This is a genomic window from Butyrivibrio sp. MC2021 (assembly GCF_000621605.1).
Classification (GTDB): domain Bacteria; phylum Bacillota; class Clostridia; order Lachnospirales; family Lachnospiraceae; genus Butyrivibrio.
On the sequence record NZ_JHXX01000007.1, the window covers coordinates 1 to 14,933 of the forward strand.

General features: G+C 46.5%; 15 protein-coding genes and 1 pseudogene. 4 read left to right on the forward strand and 12 right to left on the reverse strand.

The genetic code is table 11. The features are described 5' to 3' along the window. The 6 genes and pseudogenes from T359_RS20305 to clpP form a co-directional block, all read right to left on the reverse strand. A pseudogene (locus T359_RS20305) lies at positions 1-201 on the reverse strand (IS5/IS1182 family transposase); the annotation flags it as partial. 176 nt (positions 202-377) lie between these two features. Continuing rightward, positions 378-1,529 carry a cob(I)yrinic acid a,c-diamide adenosyltransferase gene (locus T359_RS0112660; RefSeq protein ID WP_242839094.1) on the reverse strand — a complete coding sequence of 384 codons (1,152 nt, stop codon included), beginning with the start codon at positions 1,527-1,529 and terminating at the stop codon, positions 378-380. Further along, complete coding sequence (locus T359_RS0112665; protein ID WP_026517808.1) at positions 1,526-2,185, reverse strand: HdeD family acid-resistance protein; 660 nt, start codon at positions 2,183-2,185, stop codon at positions 1,526-1,528. The genes T359_RS0112660 and T359_RS0112665 overlap by 4 nt, the downstream gene beginning before the upstream one ends. A 23-nt stretch (positions 2,186-2,208) precedes the next feature. Further along, complete coding sequence (gene yihA, locus T359_RS0112670) at positions 2,209-2,817, reverse strand: ribosome biogenesis GTP-binding protein YihA/YsxC (RefSeq protein ID WP_026517809.1); 609 nt, start codon at positions 2,815-2,817, stop codon at positions 2,209-2,211. Between the two features lie 68 nt (positions 2,818-2,885). Next, positions 2,886-4,154: an ATP-dependent Clp protease ATP-binding subunit ClpX gene (gene clpX, locus T359_RS0112675; RefSeq protein ID WP_026517810.1), complete on the reverse strand. Its 1,269-nt coding sequence runs from the start codon at positions 4,152-4,154 to the stop codon at positions 2,886-2,888. Positions 4,155-4,172: 18 nt separating this feature from the next. Further along, positions 4,173-4,775, reverse strand: coding sequence for an ATP-dependent Clp endopeptidase proteolytic subunit ClpP (gene clpP, locus T359_RS0112680; RefSeq protein ID WP_022779183.1), 603 nt, complete (start codon positions 4,773-4,775; stop codon positions 4,173-4,175). Positions 4,776-5,550: 775 nt separating this feature from the next. Between clpP and T359_RS0112690 the strand changes: the two genes are divergently transcribed. Together T359_RS0112690 and T359_RS0112695 are read left to right on the forward strand one after the other, a co-directional pair. Then, on the forward strand, positions 5,551-6,291 hold the full coding sequence (locus tag T359_RS0112690; RefSeq protein ID WP_026517811.1) for a sigma factor: 741 nt from the start codon (positions 5,551-5,553) through the stop codon (positions 6,289-6,291). A gap of 10 nt (positions 6,292-6,301) precedes the next feature. Then, the gene (locus T359_RS0112695; protein ID WP_026517812.1) at positions 6,302-7,684 is read left to right on the forward strand and encodes an anti-sigma factor domain-containing protein; all 1,383 of its coding nucleotides are present in this window, start codon (positions 6,302-6,304) and stop codon (positions 7,682-7,684) included. Between the two features lie 58 nt (positions 7,685-7,742). Here the strand turns inward: T359_RS0112695 and tig are convergent, their stop codons facing one another. From tig to T359_RS0112710, 3 genes are all read right to left on the reverse strand, one after another. Then, on the reverse strand, positions 7,743-9,200 hold the full coding sequence (tig, locus tag T359_RS0112700; RefSeq protein WP_026517813.1) for a trigger factor: 1,458 nt from the start codon (positions 9,198-9,200) through the stop codon (positions 7,743-7,745). Positions 9,201-9,300: 100 nt separating this feature from the next. Next, a complete protein-coding gene (locus T359_RS0112705; protein WP_026517814.1) occupies positions 9,301-10,566 on the reverse strand; it encodes a PDC sensor domain-containing protein in 1,266 nt (421 codons plus the stop codon). 35 nt (positions 10,567-10,601) lie between these two features. After that, positions 10,602-11,141, reverse strand: coding sequence for a CYTH domain-containing protein (locus T359_RS0112710; RefSeq protein ID WP_035784466.1), 540 nt, complete (start codon positions 11,139-11,141; stop codon positions 10,602-10,604). A gap of 94 nt (positions 11,142-11,235) precedes the next feature. Here T359_RS0112710 and T359_RS0112715 point away from each other — a divergent pair, with 94 nt between their 5' ends. Continuing rightward, positions 11,236-11,787, forward strand: a complete 552-nt coding sequence (locus T359_RS0112715) for a DJ-1 family glyoxalase III (protein WP_026517816.1) — start codon at positions 11,236-11,238, stop codon at positions 11,785-11,787. Between the two features lie 37 nt (positions 11,788-11,824). On the opposite strand, the gene coaBC is transcribed toward T359_RS0112715, so the two are convergent. Genes coaBC through T359_RS0112730 form a run of 3 tightly spaced genes read right to left on the reverse strand, consistent with a single transcriptional unit; the run spans position 11,825 to position 14,547 of the window. After that, positions 11,825-13,021, reverse strand: coding sequence for a bifunctional phosphopantothenoylcysteine decarboxylase/phosphopantothenate--cysteine ligase CoaBC (gene coaBC, locus T359_RS0112720; protein WP_026517817.1), 1,197 nt, complete (start codon positions 13,019-13,021; stop codon positions 11,825-11,827). Between the two features lie 15 nt (positions 13,022-13,036). Beyond that, positions 13,037-13,828: a type III pantothenate kinase gene (locus T359_RS20310; protein ID WP_051545368.1), complete on the reverse strand. Its 792-nt coding sequence runs from the start codon at positions 13,826-13,828 to the stop codon at positions 13,037-13,039. 11 nt (positions 13,829-13,839) lie between these two features. Continuing rightward, positions 13,840-14,547 carry an ECF transporter S component gene (locus T359_RS0112730; RefSeq protein ID WP_081795574.1) on the reverse strand — a complete coding sequence of 236 codons (708 nt, stop codon included), beginning with the start codon at positions 14,545-14,547 and terminating at the stop codon, positions 13,840-13,842. Between the two features lie 195 nt (positions 14,548-14,742). Between T359_RS0112730 and T359_RS0112735 the strand changes: the two genes are divergently transcribed. Beyond that, positions 14,743-14,931 (forward strand): hypothetical protein, encoded by a 189-nt coding sequence (locus T359_RS0112735; protein ID WP_026517819.1) that lies wholly within the window; start codon positions 14,743-14,745, stop codon positions 14,929-14,931. The last annotated feature ends 2 nt before the right edge of the window (positions 14,932-14,933 follow it).

Below are 14,933 nucleotides of genomic sequence, written 5' to 3' on the forward strand. Positions count from 1 at the left end.
GAAAGGGATTTTAATGAGAGTGACAGGATCCATGCTGGGTCTTCCCATGTCTGAAGAATACTTATTTTCAACAAGATCATATATGAATGACCAGTCGATGGCTTTATCAATAAGCCTGAGCATGTGGTCCTGTGGAACCAGATCGTCCATGCTCACAAACTGCATCTGTTCGCGTTTTCTTTCGGTATTAGAAGTCATCATAAAGGCAATCCCCATCCCCAACTTTGATACTTCTATTATACCAGAAAAAGCGCCTCAAGCCCAGATAAATACTGAGTTTCCGGCACTTTTATAAAGAAAAATCCACGGCAGATGCCGTGGACTTTGTCTACAGTCTGAGGCTGGTTCAGTAAAGAACCAGCCTTTTATTATACACTCTAGTATTCTATTCCTCTTCTGGCCTGAATTCCCTGGTCATAGGGGTGCTTTTCCTTGCGCATCTCCGTAATGTAGTCTGCTTTCTCGGTAAAAAGCTCCGGGGCATTTCGGCCGGTGAGAACCAGTTCCATATAGGCTGGCTTGGAATTCAACAGCCTCTCGATGCGGTCTGTATCGATGATGCCGTAGTTAACAGGATAGGTCACCTCATCAAGAACGAGCAGGTCACAGTCTCCACCGTAAACATAGCTTTCTATCTCGTCCAGAAGAGCATTGTGAACCTCAGTAAAAGCGGCTATGGAATCCGGATCTCCCTTTTTGAACCATCCCAGTTCCTTATCGCTTCTTACCACCTTGATTCCGGGAATCTGCCTGAGGATGTTCAGCTCTGAGGTATCCCTGCCCTTCATAAACTGGGCAAAAACAACTCTTTTGCCTGCTCCAGCAGCTCTTACAGATAGCCCAATGGCTGCAGTGGTCTTGCCCTTGCCTTCTCCGGTGTATAAATGGATCAGGCCGGGAACAGCTTCTGACTTACTGTCTGCCCTTTCATCGGAAGCCTCTACCTCTTTCTTCCTGCCGGTGCCGCCGATATACTCAGCCTTCCTCAGCTGACAACTCACCGCACTGCAATAGGCGCACTTATCATGCTTTTCGATCTTCTCATCATACAATGGCACCGTAAAGAGCACGCTCTTTTTGGGTAAAAGAACGTATGCCTCATTGTAGGTTACAACCTTCTGTCCAAGAAGAGCCATAAGCCTTGGAGTCTCTGAAAGAGGAAGCTCCTCCACTCCCGTAAAGACATAGCCTCCTGCATATTTCCCCGTGAGCTCATGGAGCTTTTCATCAATCTTGTCATAGGCCAGGGACATTATCTCCAGGCCAAGGCAGTCCACCATATAGGCTCTGTTGATATCACCCTTTTGGATAAAGCTGTCCTGAAGCTCATCAAAGGCAGTTCCAAGGGTCATGACAACCACAGCCCCGTCCCCCTCCAAAACATAGTGGAACTCCGCATGGACTCTGGGGGAGAGCTGTCTGTAAAGCCTTATTATTTCTTTTTTGTCTGTGTCATTAAAATGATATCGCCTGACGAATTCCTGCAGACAGGCCTCATCAAGCGATACGTTTAAAGGTATAAAATTCATTCCTTATCTTCCGTTTCAACGATATCTGTAACTACTTCCCCATCAACACTCTCGGCGTCATCATCTGAATCTTCCACAACCACTGCCTCAGAAACCAGGGCCTCTTCATCCTTCTGCTTCTGAAGTGTTGCAATGATAACCATGATCCAGGTAAGAAGATTGGTAACACCGTCCACAATAAGAAAAGCACCGATAAGAGTAACTGTGATAACACTGGCATCTGCGGGCTTATAGAGAAGGAAGCCTCCCAGGAATACAGTTACAATGGCAATGATAAAAGAAAGCCACCAGGTCTTGGCCTTTTTCTTGATAAGTGTAAAGGTCTGGCCCAGATTGCCAAGGCCACTTACTACGATAAATACACCGAAAAGCTTGGGAATAAAGTTAGTAAAGCCTCTGGAATTAAAGAAGATCCAAACGCCTACCGCCGCCAAAACAATACCTAAACCAAATTCCCCATAAACCACAAAACCTTTATCCTTGCGGAAGAAATAGGCGATGATGAAAATCGCTCCCACAAGAATAAGCAGTGCTGCCAATGCCTTGGCCATGATATCAAGACTGGCTCCCGGCCACAGCACAAGAAGAAGGCCGATGCCTATCATGATAAGTGCCTGTGCCATATTGTGCAGTCTGAATTTTTTAGCTGTTTCCATACAAACATCCCTCCACAAACTGTTTATTCTGCAGTCTCTCCTGCTGCCTCTGCCAAAAGCTCATCCATGAAATCATAGATTTCCTGTCTGCCCTCTTTGCTAAGAGCTGAGTAGGGGAAAATCCTGACATCATCCGGAAGTCCAAGCCCGCTCCTGAGCATATTCAGGTGCTTCTCATGCTGGGATTTCTTGATCTTGTCAGCCTTGGTGGCGATGATCACAGGCTGGAAGCCCTGATGAACAACCCACTGATACATCTGAACATCATTGGCGGAGGGCTCATGTCTTATATCTATCAAAAGAAATACTCTCATGAGCTGCCTGGAGGTGTGAAGATAATTCTCGATCATCCTGCCCCACTGTTCCTTGGTCTTCTGGGAAACCCGGGCAAAGCCGTATCCCGGAAGGTCCACCAGATAAAACTCATCATTGATGTTGTAATAGTTGATGGTCTGGGTCTTACCCGGCTCCTGGGATGTCCTTGCGTAGTTCTTGCGGTTCATAAGGCCGTTGATAAGAGAACTCTTGCCCACATTACTCTTTCCCGCAAAAGCAAACTCAGGATGCTCATTCTCAGGCAGTGTACTGGTTATTCCGCAGACCGTCTCCAAATTTACATTCTTAATTACCATAACTTCTCCTTGTTACCTTAAAAAACGCCGCCACAAAGGGCCTTTGTGGCAGCGTCCTTATGTTAAATTTATTTAGCCGGTTTAAGCCTCTTGGAATCCTTGTGAACGATAAGGGGCTGGCTTGTTCCGTCTACAGATGCATCAGTGATGACGCACTCTGTGATGGTGTCGTCTGAAGGGATCTCATACATAACATCCATCATGGACTTCTCCATGATAGAACGAAGACCTCTTGCTCCTGTCTCTCTCTCGTAAGCCATCTCAGCGATTCTCTGAACAGCCTCATCCTCAAAGGTAAGCTTGACATCATCGAAGTCAAAGAGCTTCTGATACTGCTTAACCAGAGCATTTCTGGGCTCTGTGAGGATCCTTACAAGAGCCTCCTTGGAAAGTCCCTCAAGAGTTACTGTGATAGGCACACGTCCTACAAACTCAGGGATAAGTCCAAACTTAACAAGGTCCTGAGGTGTAACCTCCTTGAGAACCTCACCGATCTCACGCTCTGACTTATCAGCGATCTCAGCGTTGAAACCGATGGAATTGCGGTCAAGTCTTGCCTCTACGATCTTATCAAGTCCGTCGAAGGCACCGCCGCAGATAAAGAGAATATTGCTGGTATCGATCTGGATAAGCTCCTGATGGGGATGCTTTCTTCCGCCCTGAGGAGGAACTGATGCAACAGTGCCTTCCACGATCTTAAGAAGTGCCTGCTGAACACCCTCACCTGATACATCTCTTGTTATTGAAACATTCTCACTCTTCTTGGTGATCTTGTCGATCTCGTCGATATACACGATTCCGTACTGAGCTCTGTCAATATCGTAATCCGCATTCTGAATCAGCTTCAAAAGGATATTCTCAACGTCCTCACCTACATAGCCGGCCTCTGTAAGTGTTGTGGCATCGGCTATGGCAAAAGGTACATTGATGATCTTGGCCAGGGTCTGTGCCAGGTAAGTCTTACCTGAACCTGTGGGTCCGATCATGATAATGTTACTCTTCTGCAGTTCTACGTCGTTCTTGTCATCTGTCTTGGGTGCAAGAACACGCTTGTAATGATTATAAACAGAAACAGCCAAAACCTTCTTGGCTTCCTCCTGTCCGATAACATACTCATCAAGGAAATTCCTGATCTCCACGGGCTTGAGCAGATTGATCTGCTGGTCCTTGCCGGATACGGGTTCATCCTCAAACTCTTCTTCAATGATATCGGCACAGATATCAACGCACTCGTCGCAGATATACACACCTGCGGGTCCTGCTATCAACTTTTTTACCTGATCCTGTGTCTTATTGCAAAAAGAGCACCTGATCTCTCCTGAATTCTTACCTGCCATCACATCTCCTAATCTAAATTACTTATTATCTTTTTCACTGGGACGATTCTCGATGATGGAATCAATAAGACCATAATCAAGAGCTTCCTGAGCGCTCATCCAGTTGTCACGCTCTGTGTCGGCTGCGATCTGCTCATAAGGCTTACCGGTGTTCTCAGCCAGCATTCTGTTGAGTTTCTCCTTGGTACGAAGGATGTGCTTAGCTGCGATCTCGATCTCTGTAGCCTGTCCCTGGGTTCCGCCAAGAGGCTGGTGGATCATAACCTCTGCATTTGGAAGAGCCATACGCTTGCCCTTGGCACCGCCTGCAAGAAGGAATGCACCCATGCTGGCAGCCATACCGATACAGATTGTGCTTACATCACATTTGATGTAGTGCATTGTATCGTAAATAGCCATTCCGGAAGTGATCTCGCCTCCGGGGCTGTTGATGTACATATGAATATCCTTGTTAGGATCCTCTGCCTCAAGGAAAAGCAACTGAGCAACTACAATACTTGCGGAAGTAGCATTAACTTCCTCTCCCAAAAATACAATTCTCTCTTTTAAAAGTCTGGAGTAGATGTCATAAGATCTTTCTCCACGGCTGGTCTGTTCAATGACATATGGAATTAAACTCATCTCTTTCACTCCTTAAACAAAAAATAGTGCGGTGGTATATAGTCTTTACTTTCGAAAAACTATATACAACCACACTATATTATACGGCTAGTTGGGCTTTTTTTAAAGCCTTTTGAGGAATTTATAGAAATTTCACTTTAACACCATCAACTGGTTTTCTCAATATTCAATTGTATTTCCTCTGCTTTTGCCAACTGCCTATAGTGGTTGTTCGCCCTAAAAAGCCTCAACTTTGATCCGTCATGCTCCAATCCTTTTAGCTCGCCATATCTTTTACCCAGCATGTAAAAAATACTTTTGGCCTCTGTCTTTTTTCTGATCTCAAACGACCTGGGACGTGGATCATTTTGTCAGTTAAAAAGGCAGCTCCTGTAGCAAACCCAAGGGCTATTCTTCCGTGACTTCCCTAAAAAGGTTGGGGCTTTCGGACGACAATTTTTGTCGCTTGCCGGGATGCTGGCCATCCCGGGATACGACTTATATTTTGCATCAGGGCGGCTATGGAACCGTCGCCTGTTGGTGCCTCCGGGCGGCTTTCATTCCAGTGAATGCTATCCGCCTCTAACATCATCAATCAAGTAATAACTGATGCTGCGGTCATGTTAAAACCGAATCTCTTGTTCGGATATTAAAAGAATTCGGAGGTCAAAAATAAAAAATGGGGGTTCATTTTTGGTTTTATAAAATGTTTATTTTTATTTATTTTTATTTCTCCGTACCCCACTTTTAGATAAGTTATAATCGAATTAATATAACATGACACAGGAGAATTTTAATGAAAGAAGACGTATTTGGTTCGGAAGCCCTGGCTGTCCGCGAGGATTCCGAAAGGCTGAATGCTTTCATTAAAAACAACAGTAAATTTATTAAGCAGTGTGCTTATAAATCTGTTCATAAGTATGTGTCTGACAGCGATGATGAATATGCTGTCGCTCTAAGTGCATTTCACGAAGCGGTCCGCTCCTTTGATGAGACGAAGGGGGCTTTCTCAAGCTTTGCCCAGATAGTCATAAAGAGAAGGCTCTTAGATCACATGGAGAAGGAATACCGGCACAGAGCAGAGATAAGTGTTGAGCCCTACATGATGGAAGGCGAACTCAATGAGGATGAAGACAATCCCCTCGCCTTTGAGCTCAAGGAGAAAACAGCGTCTCTTTCAGCAGAGAGCAATTACTCAGTCCAGAGCAGCGTAACTGTCAAGGACGAGATAGACGCCCTTTCCCAGATTCTCGAGACCTACGGTTTTGGATTTTCAGATCTGGTGGAGTGTTCTCCCACAGCCCAGAAGACCAGAACGGCCTGCGCCCAGGCTATCAACACACTTATCGGCGACCCTGAACTTATGAGCAGCTTTAGAAGAACCAAGACACTGCCGATGAAGGACCTGTCCTGCAAGACCAATATCTCAAGGAAGATTTTGGATCGTCACAGGCGATATATCATTGCTGCAGTCGAGATCATTTCCGGAGATTATCCACTTCTCACGGAATATATGAAGTTTGTTAAGGAAGTATGAGGACTACAACATGAAAGCTGTTGTCATGGAAGGAAAAAAGAGAATATGCGTAGTCCTGTGTGAAGACGGAACCTTCCGAAAGATCAGAGGGAATTACAGTGTTGGAGAGACCATTGAGGTAAAAGCATCAGACTTTATTACCGAAGAGTCCAACATGGCGATGCTAAAGAAGTCCCTTCCGATTCTTTCGGGTCTGGCAGCCGCAGCCGTCCTGGTAACCAGCGTTGGTTATTACGAGACAGCCGTTGCCTGTTCCTATGTTACACTGGATGCTACTCCCTCCATTGAATATACTTTGAACCGTTTGGACAAGGTAATAAAGGTTGAGGCCCTGAACGAAGAGGCCCAGCCCATTATCGAAACCCTGACGCATCAGGGTGTAAAGTATAATTCCATCGGAGATGCCATTGATATGACGGTGGAAGTGCTCAGAGCCAATGATTATCTGAGCGAAGACAGTAACGAGATCATTATTGACGTGGTTTCAGAGAGTGACGGACGTCAGGAAAAGCTCTCCAAGCAGGTTGAAAAGAGCCTGGCAGGAAGCGATACCACACTTAATATTTCACTTCTCAAATCTGACAAAGAAGACAGAGCCTCAGCCAAGGGCTCAGGCATAAGCACAGGCCAGTTCAAGGCCATGAAGGAAGGCAAGATCAAGGAATCTACTCCCGCCGGCGGATCCGCTTCAAATTCCGGCACAGTCGCTTCTTCAGCAGCAAGTACAATTAAGAAGCAGCCTGTGACACCGCCGCCCGTTCCTTCAACCTCCGATGACAGCCAGACCAGTGATTCGGCATCCTCATCGGCTTATACACCACCTAGCCAGGCAAGCACACCTTCTGCCCCTGCTTCCAAGCCTCACAAGAAGAAAAAGAAGAAAGCTGCCTCTGAAGGCAACTCCGGCGATACAGAAGTTGCAGCAGCTACAGAAGGAAGTAACGAATCAGCATCCTCAGGCTCCAGCTCTGAGGCAGGAAAAGAAAATTCCGGTGAAGCATCAACCACTCCCGGAGAGAATACAGAAGCTCCTACAGGCGGATCCACCAGTCCGGATCCTGCTCCCACTGAGCAGCCTACACCTACTGAGGATCCCACTCCTTCCGAAGATCCCGGAACAGGAGGAAGTGAAGAAACACCTGAGCCTCCGGCTCCACCTGCTCCTCCCGCACCGCCTGTTGAACCCGAGCCGCCGGTAGTTCCGGATCCTACAGATGAGCCTACTCTTCCTGAGATCCCGGATGTTCCCGCTCCCGATCCTGCACCGGTTCCGGGCCAGGTTCTTCCTACACCGGTTCCCGATCAGCCCAGTGCCTTCGATGATACCGCAGATAGCGCAGCAGAATCTGTTTCCGTCCAGGAAAATGATTCTTACGAGAGTTCTTTCGAATAACAACAAATAAAATAAGGCTGAGCACCTAAGTGCTCAGCCTTTTCTTTTATGTCAGAAATTACTCTTCTGTCTTTTTCTTTCTTGTTGTTCTCTTAGGCTTCTCTTCTGCATCGCTGTCAGCTGCCTTCTTAGCAGTTGTCTTCTTTGCAGCAGTCTTCTTTGCAGGCTTCTCCTCTGCATCGTCCTTAGCAGCTGCCTTCTTGGTTGTGGTCTTCTTAGCTGCCTTCTTAGCGCCTTCCTTAACGTTCTCTACAAGGAACTCAGCAGCCTTCTGAACTGCCATGTCGTCTCTCATAGTCTTGAGCTCTGACTCAGGCATAAGCTCTTTGAGCTTATCAAGCTCCATCTTGTACTGCTCAGCCATCTTCTTAAGCTCATCCTCGAACTCCTCATCGCTAACAGTGATGTTCTCCTGCTTAGCAACCTCTTCAAGTACAAGTCTTGCCTGGATTCTCTCGATAGCCTGAGGCTTAACCTGCTCAAGCATCTTGTCGATGCTGCTGCCGGTGTACTGGAGATACTGATCCATGTTCATGCCCTGCATCTGAAGTCTCTGAGCAAAATCGTTAACGATCTGTCTCTGCTGAGTCTCGATCATAGCCTCAGGAAGCTCCATCTCGGAATCGTCGATAACAGCCTTAACTACGAAATCCTCTCTCTTAGCCTTCTCTTCGTTTTCCTTCTTCTCAGCAAGTTTCTTCTTTACATCCTCTTTGTACTCAGCGAGGGTATCGAACTCTGAAACATCGCTTGCGAACTCATCATTGAGCTCAGGAAGCTCCTTAGCCTTGATAGCCTTAACTGTGCACTTGAAAGTAGCGTCCTTACCTGCAAGCTCCTCTGCCTGATACTCCTCAGGGAAAGTAACGTTAACGTCGCCTTCCTTGCCGATCTCAAAGCCAACGAGCTGCTCCTCGAATCCGGGAATGAATGCACCTGAACCAATTGTAAGAGGATAATCTGTTCCCTTACCGCCCTGGAATGCAACACCGTCAACAAATCCCTCGAAATCAAGGGTTACGATATCGTTCATCTCAACTGCTCTGTCTGTTACATCAACAGTTCTTGCGTTGGTATTTCTCTGCTTGTCGATCTCAGCATCAACCTCTTCGTCTGTTACATCGAGGTCCATCTTCTCTACTTCGATTCCCTTATATTTTCCAAGCTTAACCGGAGGCTTAAGTGCTACTTCAGCTGTGAAGATGAAGTCCTTACCTGCCTCAAGCTGCTCAACATCGATCTTAGGTGAAGAAACAATATCCTCTCCACACTCTGTTGCTGCCTTGGGATACTCTTCCTCGATAAGCTCATTAGCTGCATCCTCGTAGAAGATCTCCTTGCCGTAAATCTTCTCGATCATCTTACGGGGAGCCTTACCCTTACGGAATCCCTTGAGCTGAATCTTGTTCTTATTCTTCTCATAGGCCTTCTGAAGTGCCTTCTCAAGCTGCTCGGCAGATACTTCGATTTTAAGCTTAGCCATGCTGTTCTCAAGCTTCTCTACTGTTACGCTCATTACTGTATAATTCCTCCTAAATGAATAATAATATACACTTTTTTGCCTATTTTTAGGCACAATCGTTTGCAATTATATCATAATAAAAATGGAATTTCCACTATTTTTTGAAAAACCGGGTCTGATTTCCCAGTTCCTGAGAAATTACCCTAAGGCTCTCAGCGTTGTCCGCAAGGGCTTCTACCTCTTTAACTGTTTCGGCAGGTAACTCATTTGCGTTATCGGATATACGCTGTGCCATATCAGAAATCTCATCCGCGTTTCTTTCAACCTCTTCAGCAGAATTCTTAATGCTTTCAAAAATGCTGCCCAGTCTGTCCAGAACCGCATTGGAATCGTTGATCATCTGTCCGAATTCATCTTTTCTGTCACTGTACTTGTCTATCTTAGCCATATAACCGCCGGCCATTTCAGAGAAGGCTCTGCTTATGGCGGTAATGGGATTAGTGAAGCTCTTAGCCATAAGGAATGCCAAAAATGCTGTGAAGAGTGCCATAACTGCGCCATATATCAAAATAATGGCAGATGACTGTCTGGCAGCTGCGGTAATTGCCTTGCTGTTGTTAAAGGAGCAAATGGTAAAACCGGTCATGTCGGATTTCACATAGCACACTACAGTCTTGTTATTTTTAAGACCCTCAGCATAAACGCCCTCGTTTTTTCCGGAAACCATGAACTCACAGCCGCTCATGTCAATCTCATCATCAGGAGTGATGGCAAACATTGAACTGGCTACTACATAGCCCTTTCTGTCCACCAGGAATGCACCTTCAGCCTCCTGTGCAAGAATCAGATGGAAATTGTTCAAATCGTAGTTTCTCTGAACAATGCCCACCACATTGCCCCCAATATAAATAGGTGTGGAAAAGGTTATGAGTCTGTTGCCTGTGGACCTGGATATCATTACGTCAGACACATAGGTCTTTCCACTCATGGCCTGCACGAAATACTCTCTGTCGCTTACATCATTGAGTCTGTCCTTATTAGCAAGAAGCTGCATGCCATCTGCCCCGGTGATCACAGTGGTGCTGCCATCGTAAAGGTTCTCATCAATGGAAGCCAGAAAAGCCAGCTCTTCATCAATATAGGTCTGGTTTTCGGGCTCCTGCATATAATGGATGGTTGAAGGTGCGGATGCCACAGCCTGAATTGTTCTTAAGTTGTCATTTACAACGCCTTCAAACTCCGACTGCATGTACTTTGCCTGCCACTGCAGGGAATCTATCGCATCCTTAGTGGCCTTTTCCGTGGCAAAATTATAGCTGACAGTCACCGCCACCAGAAGTGGAATGATGGCTCCTGCCAGCATCACAAGACTGAGCTTGGTGCGAATGCTGTAAAAAATACTTTTTTTGTTTCCTGACATTTTCCTGTTCCTCCGAAATATAAATAGCTGCCACTTCATTCAAATACTTCGGTGCTCATATAGGAGTTCCTGTATTTGGGATCGGAAGTGACATCGCAGTCAAACCAATCGGCGGGATGATATGCTTTGGCTGCCTCCTCTGAAGGGAATTCCACCTCTGCCACAATTCTTCCTTCGAAGGGAGCCTTGAATACATCCAGCTCAATTATGATTTTTCCTTCTAATAACATATCATTAAGCTCGGGATTGGCAATGATGAAATCAGCGGAATAAGCGTCCTTATTTATCGGAATAAGATATCTTGTTTTCCTGATGACATTGCCGTCAGCTTTGGCAGCAAGGTGCTCATAGGAAGCCTGATCCAGGGGCATGTTGTACTCTGTCTGTCCGATGTTGTCTGTGTTCTCACTGGCCTTGGATGACTTGTATGTCATATAGTAAATATCATCCTGCCTGCGAACCCTGATGGCGGGATGAACATTAAGATAGCCCTGCTCGATCTCATGAAAAGGGTACTTCTCCAGATCCGCAGGCAATCTTTTTACCGTGAATTTCTTCTCTATTTCTACTCCCATAATGCACCTTCCTTTTTAGAAAAAATAGGTTTTTGACCTATAGGTCTTTGTCATCATATAATGTTTTTAGTTTAAGCACAAGGAGGAATCGGATATGGCAAAAACAGCAATATTTTTGGCGGACGGCTTTGAAGAGATCGAGGCCCTTACAGTAGTGGACCTTCTTCGAAGAGCAGGCATCGAGATCACCACAGCTTCCATAATGGGAAGGAAAAATGTGACAGGCTCCCACAAGATCACAGTGGAGGCTGATGCACTGATAGATGAAATAGATTTTGGGGCTACGGATATGATCATCCTTCCCGGAGGAATGCCGGGAACCACCAATCTTGATAACTGTGCTCCCTTGAAAAAGCACATAGAAGAATTCAATGCTGCAGGCAAGATGCTGGCAGCCATCTGCGCAGCTCCCACAGTTTACGGCGGCATGGGACTTCTTTCAGGTAAAAAAGCCTGCTGCTACCCGGGCTGCGAAGGAAAGCTCACAGGGGCAGAAGTGCAGACCACAGAAACAACCAAGGACGGCAACTTTATAACCAGCCGGGGCATGGGAACAGCGATCCCCTTCGGACTGGCCATCATCGAGCACTTCCAGGGTGCTGAAGCAGCCAAGGATATGGCAGCAAAGATTGTATATAACCACTGAATGACAACAGGCCGGGTGTTACACCCGGCCTGAATTTTTATCTTATTTCCATTATCTTATCAAGTAGTCTGTCTGCCGCCTCTGCTTTAGACATAAGAGGCAAAGCATCCTCCCCGTCTTTTGTTATAAGGGTCAGCACGTTGGTGGATACACCAAAGCCTGCACCCTCCATGGTAAGGGAGTTGGCAGCTATCATATCCAGATTTTTCTTCTCAAGCTTCTTTCTGGAGTTCTCCAGAAGGTCCCTGGTCTCCATGGAAAAACCGCACAGGATCTGGCCTTTCTTTTTGTGCTGTCCAAGATATGCCAGAATATCGTCGGTGCGCTCAAGTTCCAGAGTAAGGTCATCATCGGAGGATGACTTCTTTATCTTGTCTCCGGCCACCTTGGCGGGGCGATAATCGGCCACGGCTGCAGCCTTGATGATAATGTCCTGCTCATCGGCCCTTCCCGTAACCTCATCAAACATATCCTTTGCGCTTACCACATTTACCAGTTCCACATAGGAAGGGGGCATAAGCTCAACAGGGCCTGAAACCAGAGTAACCTTCGCTCCTCTGGCGGCAGCTGCCTTGGCAACCTCATAGCCCATTTTTCCGGTGGAATGATTGGTCAGGAAGCGCACAGGATCCAGGGCTTCTCTGGTGGGTCCTGCGGTAACAAGGACATTTAAGCCCTCCATGTCCCTCTCGTGTCTGAGAGCATGAAGGCATACCTCCAGGAGCTGTTCCGGCTCAGGCATCCTGCCCTTTCCTGAAGTTCCGCAGGCAAGATAGCCATCGGCGGGTTCAACTATTTCCCAGCCGTAGTGTCTCAGTTTCTCAATATTGTCCTGAGTCACCGGATTGTCATACATGCCGGTATTCATGGCAGGAGCACAGATCTTGGGGCATCTGCAGGCAAGGACCGTGGTTGTCAGCATGTCGTCCGCAAGGCCGCCTGCAAACTTGGCGATGACATTGGCTGTGGCAGGAGCCACTATTACCAGATCCGCCAGAGTCGCAAGAGCAATATGCTCCACCTTGTGCTCATAGTTTCTGTCAAAGGTATCAATACTTGTCTTATTTCCCGTAAGAGAGTCAAATACCACCGGTGAAATGAGCTTGGTGGCGTTCTCAGTCATTACAACATGCACATCAGCGTGCTGTTTCACCAGGGCGGATGCCAGTCCTGCTGCCTTGTAGGCTGCAATTCCCCCTGAAATTCCAAGAAGTATATGTTTTCCCTTAAGCATGTTTTTCCCTCCGGATTATTCTCTGTTTAGATCGTATATCAGTGCAAGACCCTTGTGTAGCAGATCCGGGTCATATATTACATTTTTATATAAAAGGTGCGGATAGACAAGGGCTGCATTTCCGCCGGTAAGAACCAGCCTTACCTCTGAATCGGGGTATCCAAGCTCTCCGGAAGCCCTAAGACTCATGCCGTCTATCATGGCTGCGGCAGCGATGATGGCTCCCCCTGTCATACAGCTGACTGTATCTTTTCCGATAACTTCTTTTACTTCTCCCTGATGGTCTCTGGCAATCAGAGCGGGAAGCCTTGCGCACTTTTCCCCAAGCACATCCAGTGAAAGCTGAACTCCTGCGGAAATGCTGCCTCCGACGAAAAAGCCCTCCCTGTCCACAACGGACATGGTGGTGGCTGAGCCCAGATCATAGACAATGACGGGGTTGCCATAGTACCTTGAAGCGGCAACACAGTCCACAAGCCTGTCTATCCCGAGGCCCTTCTCGTCATAGCCCTTAACGGGAACTCCCGTTTTCATGGAAGCTTTCGCCATAAGGGGATATTTGCCGGTCAGGGCATAAACATCCTCTTTTAATCTATTATCAGCATCGGGCACAACCGATGAGATGATTGTGCCCGATATATTTTCAGCTGTTATATTATTCTTTTCAAAAATATCTTTTAGTGCAGGCAGATAGCCTTCCCCGGCAGTAAAAAGCTTCGTTTCGAAAGCCTTCTTAAACAGTATCTTACCATCAAGAACACCGCAAACTGCCACGTTGGTATTACCTGTATCAAATGTCAGTATCATATTTTTTCCGATTATTTCGCCATTTTGCGAACCATATCCACCTTAAGAAGAGCTGTAACTACAAGGGGAACGATAACTGCAGCGCAGATCGCTTCAGGAATTCCGTTAGCTGCTACGATTCCAAGGATAACGTCTCTTACAGCATCAACAGGGATGTCCTTGGCTGTTGCAAAGGCCTCTTTGAAAAGTACAAAGATAAGTCCCATAACAAGAGCTGTGTTGGTAAGAGCTCCAACGACACCTGAAATTGTAAGGGCAAGAGTCTTAACTGCGAAGTTAAACTTGCCTGCTGCAAGCTTTCTGATGCCTGCGTAAACATAATAAGATGTAACTCCGATAAGCATTCTGGGAACAATAGCGATCACAACTGCCCATGGGCTGCCGTGGCCTGTGCCCGGAACAGGAACAAGGGGTGTGAAAGCAAATGACAGAAGGCTGGGTGCCATGCTGTTTTTGATAAGTGATACGAAACCGAATACGAAGCCAAGGAATGCGCCTCTCTTAGGTCCGAGGATCACGGCACCGATGATAACCGGTACATGCAGGATTGTTGCCTTGATAAGTGGCAGGTCGATGAGCCCAAGTGGTGTGTAGCTCATAAGTAAAATGATTGCAGTAAAGAATGCAAGGACTGTCATGTCCTGCACTTTGGTCACGCTTCTCTCGTTGAGCTGCGCGCCAAGTTCTCCGCTAGCTGCTGCGGCATTGGTGTTACTCATATTCTTTTCCTCCTTTGCTATCATTCCGGGTCATCCCGGATACAATGCACTCGTATTATCCTATGAAAGCAGGATAAATGCAAGAACTTTTGAAGGAATGAAGTCAATTGAAATTTTTATAATAAAACATTTTGCCACGGGGAAATTATCATTCGTATCAAGAGGATGAAACAGAAAATGTAAGGAGATGATCAAATGATTTTGTTTTTAAAGCTTTGTAAGTTCTTTTTTCTTATAATGGCATCCCTTGTTCAGGTAGTGCTGATGTTTCTGATGGGAGTCACTCCGCCTCAGATCTGCCTTCTGGGCATCACCCTGATATGCCTTAGCCTCACCAGCGAAAGGATATTCAATATCATTGCTGTGGTAAGGAAAATAAACTAAGA